We start from the raw sequence: 13,944 nt of genomic DNA, 5'->3' as shown, positions 1-13,944 counted from the left end.
GGCCCGGACACCGAGGGGGCTGCACGAGCGGGGACGTCCCAACGGAGCGGAGACGTTCCCCGTACGAGCCGAACTGCCGCCGGAGGCGGCGCTGGTGGAGAAGTGCGCGCCCGGGGGGAGGGCGCGCCGGGGAGTGGTGACACTGCGCGGTTTGCGCAGGTCAGATGAGTCCTACCTGCATGGCGCGGGCGCCGGCCTGGAACCTGCTACGCGCGTCAAGTGCGTTCATGGCGGAGGCGACGTCGTTGCGCACCGTACGCACGCTGCACCCGAGTCTGCGGGCGATCGCGTCGTCGGTCAGGCCCTCTGCCAGCAGCCGCAGGACGATCTCGGTGCGCGGACGGCGAGGGGTGGGGACGCCGGGTTTCCGGCCCACCTGCCGAATCGCGGCGCCGCGTTCCCAGAGCCTTTCGGTCAGGGCGAGCAGCGGTTCCACCTCCTGGGCGGAGCGCAGCACTCGGGGACCCTCGACCTCGTCGACGGCGACTGCCACCGACCCGTCCAGGATCATCGCGCGCGGCGGGGTGGTGCTGATGGTGCGCGGCGGAAGTCCCTGTTGGGCGAGCCACTGCGCGTGCGCCATCGCGGCCGGGGGCTGGAAGACCGACGAGGCCCAGATGGCACGCACCCGTACGCCTCGGCGCAGCGCGGTGTCCACCAGCGGCCGGGAGAACTCGTAACCGCCCTCGATGTGACCGGGGACGAGGAAGATGAGCTCCCGCTCGGACTTCGCGACCATCCGCTCGATCACCGTCGAGGTGTCCTTGCGGTTGCGGCCCTCGCCCGCGGACTCCGCGACGCGCTCGGCGGCGCGCTCGTGCAGAGCGATGAAGCGGTCGATTTCCACCGGGCGGGGCTGGGGCGAACGCCCCTCCCGCATCCACCGCGCAAGCAGCGCGGGCAGAGCTATGCACGGTTCGACCGCGCGGAAGGCGGTGCTGTCGCCTTCGGAGATGCTGGCCAGACCCTCGGTCCGCAGCGTCTCCATCGCGCGTACGACTTCCTCCTGCGGCCAGTCCAGCGCGTGTACCAGATCGTGCGTACGCCAACTCGTCCTTGTGAGCAGCGTCCGGTAGAGGTGCTCCGAACGCTTACCCAGACCAATTCCGGATTCCGACACGTCAACCTCTTGGGAGTTCTCATTCCGGGGCAGTTGCCCTGACGAGCTCAAAGCTAGGTGCGAGGTCGACCGGTGTGGAACTTCCGAGTGCGGTTCCGACAGCTTGGTGCCAGAGATTGATTGGTTTGAGGCGCCTCAAGACGGGGAAGGTGGAAGAACTGGCCACTGGTGGGTAGCAAACGGCCACCGCGAGCCGGAACCGGACACGCGTTCAGCGCGTCCGACGTCTACTCAAACGCCGCGGCCCCGGCGGTCGTTGCTGCCGGGGCCGCGGCGTTCCGCGTCGGATTCACATGACGCGGAACGACTTCTTGGAGATCGGGGCACAGACTGCCACGAGCGCGGAGCAGACCAGGACGGTCAGCAGCAGCTCCATCGCGTCGGCGTTGCCGCCGACCAGACCGCGGGTGGCGTCGTTGGCGAAGGAGATCGGGTTGCCCTGGGCGATGACGCGCAGCCAGGTGGGCATCGACTCCGGGTCCACGAAGGCGTTGGAGGCGAAGAGCAGCGGGAAGGTCATCAGCGTGGTGATCATGCGCAGCACGTCGCCGTTGCGCAGGATCGCGGCCATGGCGATGAAGATCCAGCTCATCGACCAACCGACGAGCAGCGCCACGAAGATCGCACCGATGACGCCGAGCACTCCGCCGGACGGCGAGAAGCCGAAGAGCAGGGCGGCGAGCACGGCGACGGCGATCAGCTGGTAGAGACCGCGGGCCGCGTCGGCGAAGCTCCGGGCCAGCAGCACGCTGAACCGGCGGATGGGCATGGTGTGGAAGCGCGTGATGACGTCGTTGCGCAGGTCGTTGATCAGGCCGTTGCCCGCCTGGGCGCCGGCGGCGACCGAGGTGATGATCATGATCGCCGGGACCAGGTTGTCGATGTACGCCATGTCCGGGCCGCCCGCGGCGCCGCCGGGGACGTCACCGAGGACCTTCAGCACGCCGGCGAACATCAGCAGCATGACCAGCGGCTCGATGAAGGTGACGACGAGGACGCCGGTCTGGAGGTAGGGCTTGATCGAGCGGCGGGTCAGCGCGATGGTCTGGGAGACCAGGTTGCTGGAGCCCCACTGGTCGATCGGCCGGCTCCTCACCGGCGTGGGCGGCTTCGGCTGGTGACCGGCCTCGGCCTCGGTGACCGTCATCGGTGCGCTCCTTCTTCTGTGGGAATGGGACGGACGGTCATGCCGGCACCGGCTGCCCGCCGGGCTCGTGCGTGAGCCTCAAGTACACGTCGTCCAGGGTCGGTTCGGAGAAACCGAGCTCGGCGATCTCGGTGTGCGCCTCGTTCAGCGCGCGCACGATCAGCGCGAGGTCCGAGGAGACGGCGACCGGGACGCTGATGACCGCACCCGACTCCTGGGTGTTCGGCTGCGCACCGGCGTGCTCCAGCGCCTTCACCGCGAGCGGGATGTCGGCCTCGGACGCCAGCGTCACGGTCACCATGCGCTGACCGACGTCGGCCTTGAGCTCGGCGGGGGTGCCGCGGGCGATCACGCTGCCCTTGGAGAGGAGGGTGATCTCCTCGCAGAGCCGGTCCGCCTCCTCCAGGTACTGGGTGGTCAGCAGGACGGAGACACCGTCGTTGGCGAGCCGCTCCACGATCTCCCAGACGCCCACCCGGGCCGTCGGGTCGAGACCGGTGGTCGGCTCGTCGAGGAAGATGACGCGGGGGGAGCCGACGAGGCTGGCGGAGATGTCCAGCCGGCGCCGCATACCGCCCGAGTACTGGGAGATCGGCCGGGTCGCCGCCGCGGTCAGGTCGAAGAGCTCCAGCAGCTCGTCCGCGCGGGAGCGCGCCTGACGGCTGTTGGCACCGAGCAGACGGGCGATCAGGGTCAGGTTGTCGCGTCCGGAGAGCTGCTCGTCGACGGAGGCGAACTGGCCGGTCAGTCCGATGGCGCGACGGACGTCCTGGCCGTTCTTGGCCACATCGAACCCGCAGATGCGGGCGGTGCCCGAAGTCGGCTGCAGCAGCGTCGACAGGATGTGGACCAGGGTGGTCTTACCGGCGCCGTTGTGGCCGAGCAGGCCGTGAATGGAACCTTCGGGAACCGACACGTTCACGCCGTTCAGCGCCTTGACCTCGCCGAACGACTTCGTGACGTTGGTTGCCTCAATCAGGGGTTGAGCCACGTGTTGGGCCTCCGTTGCTTTCTCCGACGGCCCGGTAGCAGGCCACGGTTCGGATATGTGATCGGAAAATGCCGCCACCGCTGCACTTGAGATGCTAAGGCGGTGGTGACGCGCAGACGGTGCCGCATGCAGGTTGCTGAAGGGAGACGGAAGCGGGCCGGGAGGGTGGTCCGGCCCGCTTCCGTCAGCCGACGGGCGGTTCGCTGATGCGCGCGGTGCGCGGATTCACCACCCGCAGATAGTCCTTCGTGGCGAGAGCCATGGAGAGATCGAGTCGGGCGGCGTTGAAATAGAGAATGTCGTGGTCCAACAGGTCTTCGTCCACGAGCACTTCGAGTTCGGGATGGAAGGAGAACGGGACGATGGTTCCGCTGACCGAACCCGCGAGCTTTTCCGCGGTCTCGCGATCGGCGAAACCGGCTTTCCGTGCGTCCGCGGATTCCGCGACCCGGAGCAGGTCCACCCGGCGGTCGCCGGGGATGACGGCGAGGACGTGGCGGCGGGTCCTTTTGTCCGGACGCACCACGACCACGAGGGACTTGGCGCCGAGCGCGGGCGGGTGTCCGCGCAGTGCGCTGGCTTCGACGGTGCGGCCCTCCGGCGGATGCGCGATCAGACGGTAGGTCGCGCCGGCGTCGTCGAGCAGTGCGGTGAGGCGCTCGTTGACGGAACGTTCCTGCGGCTCGGTGGGAGCCGGTGGGCCTGCCGTGTCCGGGGGTGGCGGACCGGCGGGCGGGAGCCCGTCCCGCGGTGCGGCGGCGGTGACGGTGTGCTCGGTGTCGGCCGGGGTGACGGCCGACGCGGAGGTGGAACAGGGGGGAATCGGGGTGGATGTCGGGATCGTGGCGGCGATCGGAGCAGGAGCCGCGGCGGGGGATGCGGTGGTGGACTCGGCGGTGGACTCGGCGGTGGACTCGGCGGTGATCCCGTGCGGGACGGGAGCCGGCACGGAGGCCGCGTTCGGGGGCGTGGCACCGCCACGCCCCCTGCACTGCTTCGCGGTTCCGGAGCCGACAGGGGCGGGACGGTGTCCGCTTGTCGTCATCACATTTCCCGGAGGTGGTGTCAGACGGTCATTCCGCCGTCGATCTGGAAGACCGACCCGGTGATGTACGCGGCGCGCTCGCCGGCCAGAAACGCGACGAGATCCGCGACTTCCTCGACCTGGCCGAAACGGCGCAGCGGAACCTGCTTCGCCGCTTCCTTCTTGACCTTGTCGGTCAACTCGGCCGTCATATCGGTCTCGATGTATCCGGGCGCCACCACATTCGCGCGAATGTTGTAGCGGCCGACCTCCTTGGCGAGTGCCTTGGTGAAACCGATGATGCCCGCCTTGGAGGCGGAGTAGTTCGACTGTGTCGGATTTCCGTAGACACCGGCTATGGAGGAGATATTGATGATGGTGCCGGACTTGCGCTTCATCATCTCGAAAATCACCGAGCGGCTGACGTGGTAGACACCGTCGAGATTGGTGTCCAGAACGCTGTGCCACTCCTCGTCCGACATCAGCACCAGCGGGTTGTCCCGGGTGATGCCGGCCGAGTTGACGGCGACGTCGACCGGGCCGAGCTCGGACTCCGTACGGGCCACCCACTCCTTCACCGAGGCGGAGCTGGTCACGTCCACCTTGACGGAGAGCACTCGGCGGCCGAGCTCACCCGCCTCCTTCTCCAGCTCCAGCGCGGCCTGCTCGTTGGACTGGTAGCAGAAGCTGACGTCGTATCCCTCGGCGGCGAGCCGGAGCACCACGGCCCGGCCGATGCCGCGCGACCCGCCGCTCACCAGGGCGACAGGCGCTGCGTTCTCTGTCATGACACTCTCCTCAATGGACTGTGCTGGTCATCCGGTCGCGGGACCGGCGGCGGGGTTGAGCTGCTCGCCCGGGCGGAAGGCCATCGTGATGCGGCCGACGGTCAGCACCGGCTCTCCGGCGACCCGGCTGACCCCCTCGAAGATCATCGTGTCGTTCACCGCGCGCTCCAGACGGGCGTGGTGCTCGACGACGTCCCCGGGGTGGACGGGCCGGTGGAACTCGATGCCCGTCATGGAGCCGAACAGCATCACCTGGCCGTCCGCCTCGCTTCCCGCCAGACGCTTGGCGAGCACACCCGCGGTCTGCGTCCACGACTCGATCAGCAGGAACGGCGGGTAGGCCAGGTCCTCCTGGTCCGGGTCGGGGCCCAGACCGGCGTACCAGGGCTCGTTGAACGTGACGGCCTTGACCGCACGTATCTCCTGCTCGCCGAGTTCCAGGACCCGGTCGACCAGGAGGATCGGATAGCGGTGCGGAAGGGTTGCGCGCACCTCTGCTGAGGTGGCTCCGGCGGCGGCCGTCATGCGACCGCCTCCGGCAGATAGCGCAGACGCATGGTGGCGGCCTGTCCGTGCTGGGTGGCGACCTTGGCCTGACAGCGCCAACCCTCGCCGCGCGGCGACCAGTTGAGCTCGATCGCCAGCCGGTCGCCGGGGTGGACGGCGGACAGGAAGCGGGTCGACTCCACCGAGTCGAGTCTCAACTTCCCTGCGGGCGGGGGCGTTTCGGCCTCCGCTGCGCGGCGCACACACTCCATGACGCATACGCCCGGGAAGATCGGGAAGTCCGGGTAGTGCCCGGCGAAGACGGGCTCGCTCTCGCTGATCTCCACCGAGTACGAGCCCGACCAGCTCTCCGAGCCCTCCTCGCGCGCGAGCGGGCGCAGCCGCTCGGGCACGGCCTGGACCGGACTGATCACGAAGCCACCCGGAGCTTGTTGTGCACCAGCTCGTAGGTGCTCTCCAGCGTCCGGACGGAGCGCATCTCGGTCTCGGCGATCTTGATGCCGTACTTGCGCTCCACCACCACGACGACCTCCAGGGCCATCAACGAGTCGACTCCGAGGGCCTCCACGAAGTCGGCGTCGTCCGAGACCTCGGACACGTCGGTGTCGATGGTGTCGGCCAGCAGCTTGCGCAGCTCTTCCCGATCCAGGGGAGCGACCGCGTCGATAGACATTGGGTTCCTTTCGAGTGTTCTTGGTGAGCGGCGCTCGGTCGTGCGGGGTGAGCTGTGCCCGGTGATGTGTGGTGAGCCGGTTCAGCGCACCGGGAAGCGGAGCGCCGCGCAGGAGACGACGCCGTTGTCGTCGACCGACGACACCAGCGCGACGCCGCCGGCCGGCACGTCGCCGCGCTCGGCGAGGCTCAGCAGCGAGCCGATCTGGAAGGCCGCGGAGGCGGCGGTGGTGTCGCCGATCGAGGACATCGCCGGTGCGCGGCCGAGCAGTTCGGCACCGAAGCGGTCGGTGAGCACCGCGTGCTCCTGCTCGCCGAGCGTCCCGGTCAGCGGGGAGGTGGAGACCGCGAAGACGTCTTCGCGGGAGATCTCGCCGCGCTCCAGCACCGCGTCGATGCAGCCGCCGAGCGCGTCGCGCAGGTCGTCGAAGAAGACCCGGGACTCCACGGCCGCCACCTCGGCCAGGCCGCGGCTCTCCTCGGTGGCGAAGCTGCCGGACTCCAGCATGAACATCGCGCAGCCCTCACCGAGCAGCGCACCGGAATCCGCACCGCGACGGTGGTGGTCCAGCCAGGCGCGGGCGGTGGAGAACTCCTCGGCGGCGCCGCACAGTACGGTCCTGGCGCGGCCGGAGCCGAGCAGCCCGGTGGCGTAGCTCAGCGCGGAGAGCCCGGCGGCCCGGCCGCCGGCGATGGTGGTGTTCGGGCCCTTGAGGCTGTGCCAGATCGCGCACTGGCCGGCGGCGCAGTTCATCACCGCGTTCGGCATCAGCGAGGGGTCGACGTAGAACGGCCGGTCGCCCTCCATCGAGGCGCGGGTGAAGTCCATCATCGACTGTGCGCTGCCCGTGGTGGTGCCGAGCACCAGTGCGGTCTCCTCGTCGGAGGCCGTGCGCAGGTCGCCCGAGTCGCGCAGCAGGTCGCGCACCGCGGTGACGGCCAGGCCGGTGACCCGGTCCATCGAGCGGGTGCCCTTCTTGCCGAGCACCTCGCGGAGCGCGAAGCCGGGCACCAGGCAGGCGTGGCCGTCCGGGCCGCCCGACCACTCCTCGGCGTCCAGCGCGGACGAGGTGTCCGTTCCGGCCAGCACACCGGACACGAACGCGTCCTTGCCGATACCGAAGGGCGACACCGCGGACCACGCGGTGATCACCGGTTTCGTCGCGACCGCCGTAAGCGTCATGGTCAGAGTTCCGTTCTGTTCGAAGTCCTGGGGAGAGGCGGGAGGTTGCCGGGCCGCCCGGGGGGCGGCCCGGCGGACTGCTCAGTGCGCGACGAGCTCGACGTCCGCCCGGGAGGGGTGGTGCAGTACGAGCGTGGCGACGCCGTCGTCGCTGTCGCTGCCGGCCACCAGCCACACCGGGCCGTCGGTTCCGGACTCCAGCGCGCCGACCGCTGCCGCGCACTGCACGATGCCGAGCGCTCCGGACAGCTCGCCCCAGGCGGCGGCGAGGTCGTGCCGCGGCGGGCCGGGGATGAGCTCGTCGGCGGCGGTGCCGGGGGCGAAGAAGGCCGCGGGCTTCTCGGTCTCGGTCTCCGCCAACTCGCCGACCCCGGTTGCCAGATCGCTGCTGCGGGTGTGTGCGCCGATCACCGCGCGCACCTTCGAGCCGCGCTCGCGTGCGGACTCCGCGCGCTCCAGGACCAGACCGGCCGCGCCGTCGGCGACGGGGCCGCCGACCAGGCTCCGCACGATCTCGTTGTCCGGCTCGACGCCGACCACCACGACCTGGTCGGCACGGTCGGCGCGCAGCAGGGCCGTTGCCCAGCGCACCGCGTCCAGACCGGAGGTGGGGCCGTTGCACAGCGTCAGGTTGGGACCCTTGAAGCCGTACTTGATGGCGATCTCGGAGGCCGTGATGTTGCTGGAGGCGTTCGGGGTGTCCATCGGGCTGACGCCGTAGGTGCCCTCTTCGCTGATGGTCTTCGCCACCCGGCAGACGGTGTCCACGTTTCCGAGGTTGGTGCTCACCAGCACCGCGACCCGGGTGCCCTCCACGGTCAGCTCGCCGTCCGCGTGCAGCCCGGCGTCGGTGACGGTGCGCAGCGCGGCGCACAGCCCGAGCTGGGTGGCACGGTCCTTGTAGCGCAGACCCTTCTTGCCGAGGATCTCCTTGGGGTCGACGGTGCCCTGCGGGCCGCTCGCCGCGGCGAGTTCGGCCGCCGACTCGACTCCCGGCATGGCGACTCCGACGCCGGTCACGGTAATCATCATGCTCCCTCGACAATCGCCACGGCGTTGATCCCGCCGAACCCGAATCCGTGCACCTGGGCCAGCGACGCCTCGTGCTTGGCCTCCTGACCCCGTACCAGCCGCACACCGGCGGCCTCCTCGATCGGCTCGTCGAGGTTGACCAGCGGCGGCACCTTGCCGGTCGCCATCGCCTGGAGGGTGACCACCAGGCTCAGCAGACCGGCTGAGCCGCTGGTGTGACCGGTCATCGGCTTGATGCCGGTGACCAGCGGTACGCCCGCGTCCTCGCCGAAGACCTCGCCGTACGCGGAGATCTCGACCAGGTCGTTGAGCGGAGTGCCGGTGCCGTGCAGGAGGACGAGGTCCATGTCGCCGGGGCTGGTGCCGGCGTGCCGGTGCGCCTGGCGCATGGCCTCGGCGACCTGCTCCTGGTCCGGCGCGGTGGGGTGCTTGGCGTCGCAGGTCATGCCGACGGCGCGCAGCCTGCCCCACAGCCGGCCACCCGGCCACTGGAGGTCCTCGCGGCGCAGCACCACGGCCGCGGCGCCGTCGCCGAGGATGGTGCCGCGGCGGTTGACGTCCAGAGTGCGCAGCGACTCGGGCGGGTTGGGCTGCACGCGGTCGGCCAGGCCGTGCATGCTCTCGGTGATCGCGTCGACGCCCGCGACGATGACGGTGTCCGCCTCGCCCATGGTCAGCATGTCGGCCCCGAGCGCCAGGGTGTAGAGCGAGGCGGAGCAGGCGTTGGAGATGGTGAGGCTGTCGGAGGTGCCGAAGCGCTCCCGCAGCGCGGTGCCGAAGTGCAGCTGGTCGGCGCTGAAGTCGGCGCCGTCGCGCCACCACAGCTCGGCCGAGCGCAGCTCGCGCAGTCCGGTGCCGACGAGGACCGGGATGCCCGAGAGGTCCTCGCCCAGGCCCGCGTCCGCCGCGGCCTGGCCGACGGCGTCGAGCAGGAAGCCGGTGGCGCGCAGCGTGCGGTCGGCGCCCTCGGGGCGGTTGTCCACCTCGAACAACTGGCGGCCGTTGTAGTGCTGGTGGTCGAAGCCGCGCATCGGGCCGAGCCCGCTGCGGCCCGCGCACAGGCTGCTGAAGACCTCGTCGGCGTCGCGGCCGATGCTCGCGACGGCGCCGACGCCGGTGATGGGGAGTCTCACAGCGCACCTTCCGCGTACTTGCCGAGGATCACGATGGCGTTGTTGCCGCCGAAGGCGAGACCGTTGTTCTGCACGACGCGCAGATCGGCCTCGACGGACTCGTTCGGCACGCAGTCGATCTCGCACTCGGGGTCGGTCTCGCGGTGGTTGATCGTCGGCGGTATGAAGCCGTGGTGCAGCGAGAGCGAGCAGGCGATGGTGGCCAGCGCGCTCGCGGCGCCCATCGTGTGGCCGAGCATCGACTTCAGCGAGACGGTCCGCGGCGGGCCGTCGCCGTACACGTCGTGGATCGCGCGGGACTCCGTCACGTCGTTGGCCTTGGTGCCGGTGCCGTGCGCGGAGATCAGGTCGACCTCCTCGGTCTTGACGCCGGCGTTCTCCAGGGCGATCTCCATGCAGCGGGCGACGCTGTCCTGGTTCGGCGCGACCTGGTGGTAGGCGTCGCAGTTCATGCCGTAGCCGAGCACCTCGGCGTAGATCTTGGCGCCGCGGGCGCGGGCGGAGGCCAGGCTCTCCAGCATCAGCACGCCGGCGCCCTCGCCGGTCAGGATGCCCTTGCGGTCGACGTCGAAGGGGCGGCAGACGTCCGGGGCGATGGTGCCGAGCCGGTAGAAGCCGGTGAATGTCTTGCGGCACATGGCGTCGGCGCCGCCGCACAGGGCGTAGTCCACCTCGCCGGAGCGGATGGCGTCGAAGCCCTGGCCGATGGCGTAGTTGCCGGCCGAGCAGGCGGTCGCGATGGTGACGGCCTCGACGTTGGACAGGCCCAACTCCTGGGCCGCGGCGATGGAAAGCCGGTTCGGCGAGACGCGGCGCGCGGTGGTCGGGTCCATCGCTGCGGGACCGGACGCGATCTCGGTCTCGACGAGGTTGTCGAGGTCGTAGGACTCGCCGTCGGTGGTGCCGATGGAGATCATGCCGCGCTTGGCGCGCAGGTCCTCCAGGTCGACGCCGGACTCCTCGACGGCCATCCGGGCGGCGGCGACGGAGAAGGTGGTGGCGCGGCCGAGAGTGTCGACCGGCAGGTTGTGGATCCAGCGCTCGGGCTCGGACCCGGTGATCTCGCAGCCGTTGGCGTGCGCGAAGCCCTCGGTGTCGAAGAGCGTGATCGGCTTCGCCCCGCTGCGGCCGGCCCGCAGTCCCTTGGCGAACTCATCGGCGCCCACACCGATGCTGGAGAACACGCCGAACCCCGTCAGTACGACCCGGGTTTCCGCGTCGTCGGGCATTGCGTCAGAAATGTTCACAGACATAAATCTCCCTCGGTACGGCCTGGTCGACTCGGACGGGGCCGGGAATGGAACGCCGATCTGCGGCCTCCTGGGAAGCCGCTTCCGGAGGGCCGGCGGTCAGCCGCCGGCCCTCCGAAAGGTGCGGTCCAGCCGTGCGCTTACGCGCCGGCGGCGATCGCCTCCCCGACGACGGCGTAGACGCCGTCGAGGTTGACCATGCGCTCCAGCTCGGTCTGGTCGATCGTGATCTTGAACTCCTTCTCGAGACCGGCCAGGATCTCGATGGCGCGCAGCGAGTCGGCGCCGTGGTCCTCCTTGAAGAGGCTCTCGTTGCTGACCTCGTCCTCTTCGAGCTCCAGGACGTCGCAGACGAGCTCCTTGATGCGGGCCTGGGCGTCGGCGTCGATGGCGGAGGTGGTCATGTTGATCTCTCTTTCTCTGTGCTGTGCGTGTGTGGTTGGGCTGGGTGGGGAGCGGCGGAGGTCCGGTGGGAACTCCCGGTGCTCCCCGGGCGGTTGGTCTTCGGTGGTGCTGTGGCGGCCCGGCGGAGACGACCGGCGGACCGCCGTCCGCTAGCCGGTCGTGCCGGCGAGGGTCTCCAGGCGGGACGGCTTCCTGGTGGTCCGTCGGACGCTGCCGCGGCAGACGTCCCGGGGGTCCCAGCCGTCCGCGCGCTCGGGCAGCAGGTCCGCGTCGCCGAAGACGGTGCCGCGGCGGGCGGAGGCGAGCAGCGGCTCGCCGAGGATGTCGGCGGCGCAGGAGATGCCCCCGAGCATGACGCCGGCGATGCCGTTGCCCGACTGGGTGCTGGCGCCGACGACGTGCAGTCCGTCGATGCTGGTGGCGGTGCCCGGACGGGCGGTGCCGCCCCACTCGGCCATGCCGAAGGGGGTGCCGCCGGTGGAGAGGGTGTACCGCTCGTGGGTGAGCGGGGTCGCCGCCTCCAGGTGGGTGATGTGGTCGCGCAGCGGGCCCAGGGCCTTCTCCGCGGCCCGCAGGGTGGACTCGATCAGCTCCTGCTTGCGGCGCAGGTAGATCGGGTTGCGCCGGTAGGAGAGGTCGCTCGCGGGGCCCTCGTCCACGCCCCACCAGGCGTAGTCCGGCGGGCAGAGCGTCATCACCTGGAGGTTGGCGTGTCCGGGCGGGCACAGCGCGCGGTTGTGCGGGTCCTTGAGCGAGGCGAACGAGCAGAAGAGGAAGGGGACTTCACCGGTCTCGCCGGCGCCCGCCTGCTCGAAGTAGCCGTCGATGTCGTCGGTGTCGTACCACCACAGGTTGGCGTTGGGCCGCTCGGAGAGGTCCTTGTCCAGGCCGAGGTAGAGCACCAGCCAGGGCATGCCCATCCGGGCGTTCTCGGTGCGCCTGACGACCGACTTGGAGAAGTGCTCGGAGCCGACCAGCTCCAGCACGGTGCGCGGGTAGTCGGCGTTGGAGACGACCAGGCCGCTCTTGATCAGCTCGCCGTTCTCCAGCCCGACGCCGGTGACGGCGCCGTTCTCCACCAGCACCCGGCTCACCCGGCTGCGGGTGCGCACCTCGCCGCCGTGGGCCTCGATCACCTCGACCAGTCCGGCCGAGAGGACCTGGCCGCCGCCGGCCGGGAAGTAGGCGCCGCGCAGGTAGTGGTCGGTGACGCTGGTGTGCCGCGCGACCGTGGCCTGCTGCGGCGTCAGGCCGTAGTTGGGGGCCTGGGCCGCGAGGACCGTACGGGCGCGGGAGGAGAGTCCGCAGTGCCGGAACAGGTCGTCCAGCGTCCGCCTGCCCCACTCGCGGATGGTGGTCGTACGGCCCGCGATGTCCGCGGGCGACCACTCGTGCGCCTCGAACAGGGCCGAGCGCTGCTCGTCCCCGAGCGCCGAGCAGACGTCGACGAAGGTGTTCAGGCCCGCGGCCTCGTCCGGCATGGCCGCGGTCAGCCGCTGCCGGTACTCCTGCCAGCCGGCGGGCATGTCCACGGAGGCGCCCGGCACTCGGATCTGGTCGAAGCCGCTCTGGTCCATCTCCAGGAACTCGACGCGCTTGTCGAGTCCGACGCCGGAGAGGATCGAGGGGATGACGCCGCCGGGCGCGCAGTCGCCGAGGTAGTGGACGCCGACGTCGAACTCGTAGCTCCGGCGCCGCCGGAAGACGTGGCTGTTGCCGCCGACGATCGAGAACTGCTCGAGCACCAGGACGCGCTTGCCCGCGGCGGCCAGGTAGGCAGCGGCGGTCAGTCCGCCGAGGCCGGCCCCGACCACGACGGCGTCCCAGTCGGTGCCGTGCGCCTTGCTGTCCACTGTCATCTCCTCGTTGCGTGCGCGGTGTTGGGGTGTCGGCGGTGCCGCCGGGGTGGCCGCGGTTCAGGCGCGGCCACCCCGGCAGCGGTCGTCAGCCGCAGCCGCCGGCGTGGCCCTGGTCGCCGCCGACCGGGAACTGGTCGGCGTGCGTCGCCGGGTCCGGCGCCTTCTCGGCGGAGGCCGCCGGCGCCGCGGTGGCGCCGACCGACTTCACGAACTGCTCGACCCGGTCCACGCCCCAGAACTTGTCCCGGCCGTGGATGAAGAACGGCACACCGAACAGTCCGTCGTGCGCGGACTCGGCGAGCGTCTCGGCTCCCCGTCGACGCAGCTCCGGGTCCTTGTGGGCGTTGGCCAACACATCGGCGTCCAGGCCCAGTTCGGTGGCGATCTCCGCCATCACCTCGGGCTCGGAGATGTTCCGGCCCTCCTGCCACCGGGCGCGGTGGGCGGCGGCGACGAAGTCCTTGCCGCGTCCCGCGTCCTCCGCCGCGAACCAGGCCAGGTGAGCGACCTCCCAGCACGGATCACGGTCGATCGGCCAGGTGATGTCGCTCAGGCCCCGCTCGGTGGCGAGCCTGCGCGTGTCCTGCAGGATGTAGAAGTTCTTCGCCCTGCTCATCGCGACGATGGGCAGCGTGACCCCTTCGTCGGCGAGCAGTCGCGTGGTCTCCTCGTCCGGCTCCCAGAACGGCAGCCATTCGATGCGGTCCAGAACCTCGGGGTGCTTGCTCATCAGGTCGCGGTAGGCGAACCAGGAATACGGGCTGCGGAGCGAGAAGTACCAACGCAGCTTGCGCGGGCGGGAAGCCATGAATCCTCCGGGCTGGTCGTCGGGG

15 protein-coding genes are annotated in these 13,944 nt (G+C 70.4%); all 15 read right to left on the bottom strand.

The genetic code is table 11. The annotated features are described in order from the left end of the window. Positions 1 to 160: 160 nt before the first annotated feature. The gene (locus JGS22_RS27015; RefSeq protein ID WP_211040589.1) at positions 161 to 1,120 is read right to left on the bottom strand and encodes a helix-turn-helix transcriptional regulator; all 960 of its coding nucleotides are present in this window, start codon (positions 1,118 to 1,120) and stop codon (positions 161 to 163) included. A 289-nt stretch (positions 1,121 to 1,409) separates the two neighbouring features. Continuing rightward, entirely contained in the window at positions 1,410 to 2,267 is an 858-nt protein-coding gene (locus JGS22_RS06640; protein ID WP_211040590.1) for an ABC transporter permease, read from the bottom strand. A 37-nt stretch (positions 2,268 to 2,304) separates the two neighbouring features. Then, a complete protein-coding gene (locus JGS22_RS06635) occupies positions 2,305 to 3,258 on the bottom strand; it encodes an ATP-binding cassette domain-containing protein (RefSeq protein WP_211040591.1) in 954 nt (317 codons plus the stop codon). 184 nt (positions 3,259 to 3,442) lie between these two features. Further along, complete coding sequence (locus tag JGS22_RS27010) at positions 3,443 to 4,207, bottom strand: YbaK/EbsC family protein (protein ID WP_308405546.1); 765 nt, start codon at positions 4,205 to 4,207, stop codon at positions 3,443 to 3,445. 116 nt (positions 4,208 to 4,323) lie between these two features. Then, positions 4,324 to 5,070 carry a 3-oxoacyl-[acyl-carrier-protein] reductase gene (gene fabG, locus JGS22_RS06625; protein WP_211040593.1) on the bottom strand — a complete coding sequence of 249 codons (747 nt, stop codon included), beginning with the start codon at positions 5,068 to 5,070 and terminating at the stop codon, positions 4,324 to 4,326. 27 nt (positions 5,071 to 5,097) lie between these two features. Next, on the bottom strand, positions 5,098 to 5,595 hold the full coding sequence (locus JGS22_RS06620; protein ID WP_211040594.1) for a 3-hydroxyacyl-ACP dehydratase FabZ family protein: 498 nt from the start codon (positions 5,593 to 5,595) through the stop codon (positions 5,098 to 5,100). Further along, a complete protein-coding gene (locus JGS22_RS06615) occupies positions 5,592 to 5,990 on the bottom strand; it encodes a 3-hydroxyacyl-ACP dehydratase FabZ family protein (RefSeq protein WP_211040595.1) in 399 nt (132 codons plus the stop codon). The genes JGS22_RS06620 and JGS22_RS06615 overlap by 4 nt, the downstream gene beginning before the upstream one ends. Next, complete coding sequence (locus tag JGS22_RS06610; protein ID WP_211040596.1) at positions 5,987 to 6,250, bottom strand: acyl carrier protein; 264 nt, start codon at positions 6,248 to 6,250, stop codon at positions 5,987 to 5,989. Before JGS22_RS06610 ends, JGS22_RS06615 begins: the two co-directional genes overlap by 4 nt. A gap of 81 nt (positions 6,251 to 6,331) precedes the next feature. Continuing rightward, the gene (locus JGS22_RS06605) at positions 6,332 to 7,432 is read right to left on the bottom strand and encodes a beta-ketoacyl synthase N-terminal-like domain-containing protein (RefSeq protein WP_211040597.1); all 1,101 of its coding nucleotides are present in this window, start codon (positions 7,430 to 7,432) and stop codon (positions 6,332 to 6,334) included. Positions 7,433 to 7,513: 81 nt separating this feature from the next. Next, positions 7,514 to 8,461, bottom strand: a complete 948-nt coding sequence (locus JGS22_RS06600; RefSeq protein ID WP_308405545.1) for a beta-ketoacyl synthase N-terminal-like domain-containing protein — start codon at positions 8,459 to 8,461, stop codon at positions 7,514 to 7,516. Further along, positions 8,461 to 9,597, bottom strand: coding sequence for a beta-ketoacyl-[acyl-carrier-protein] synthase family protein (locus JGS22_RS06595; RefSeq protein WP_211040599.1), 1,137 nt, complete (start codon positions 9,595 to 9,597; stop codon positions 8,461 to 8,463). Before JGS22_RS06595 ends, JGS22_RS06600 begins: the two co-directional genes overlap by 1 nt. After that, positions 9,594 to 10,850: a beta-ketoacyl-[acyl-carrier-protein] synthase family protein gene (locus JGS22_RS06590; protein ID WP_211040600.1), complete on the bottom strand. Its 1,257-nt coding sequence runs from the start codon at positions 10,848 to 10,850 to the stop codon at positions 9,594 to 9,596. Before JGS22_RS06590 ends, JGS22_RS06595 begins: the two co-directional genes overlap by 4 nt. A gap of 137 nt (positions 10,851 to 10,987) precedes the next feature. Then, positions 10,988 to 11,251 (bottom strand): acyl carrier protein, encoded by a 264-nt coding sequence (locus JGS22_RS06585; protein WP_211040601.1) that lies wholly within the window; start codon positions 11,249 to 11,251, stop codon positions 10,988 to 10,990. 150 nt (positions 11,252 to 11,401) lie between these two features. Continuing rightward, positions 11,402 to 13,111, bottom strand: coding sequence for a phytoene desaturase family protein (locus JGS22_RS06580; RefSeq protein WP_236073052.1), 1,710 nt, complete (start codon positions 13,109 to 13,111; stop codon positions 11,402 to 11,404). Between the two features lie 85 nt (positions 13,112 to 13,196). Beyond that, positions 13,197 to 13,919, bottom strand: coding sequence for a 2-hydroxychromene-2-carboxylate isomerase (locus JGS22_RS06575; protein ID WP_211040602.1), 723 nt, complete (start codon positions 13,917 to 13,919; stop codon positions 13,197 to 13,199). Between the last annotated feature and the right edge of the window lie 25 nt (positions 13,920 to 13,944).

Origin of the sequence: Streptomyces tardus (assembly GCF_018101125.2) — a bacterium.
GTDB lineage: Bacteria > Actinomycetota > Actinomycetes > Streptomycetales > Streptomycetaceae > Streptomyces > Streptomyces tardus.
Note: the sequence above shows the minus strand (reverse complement) of the source record. Positions and strands in the feature narration are given on the sequence as shown.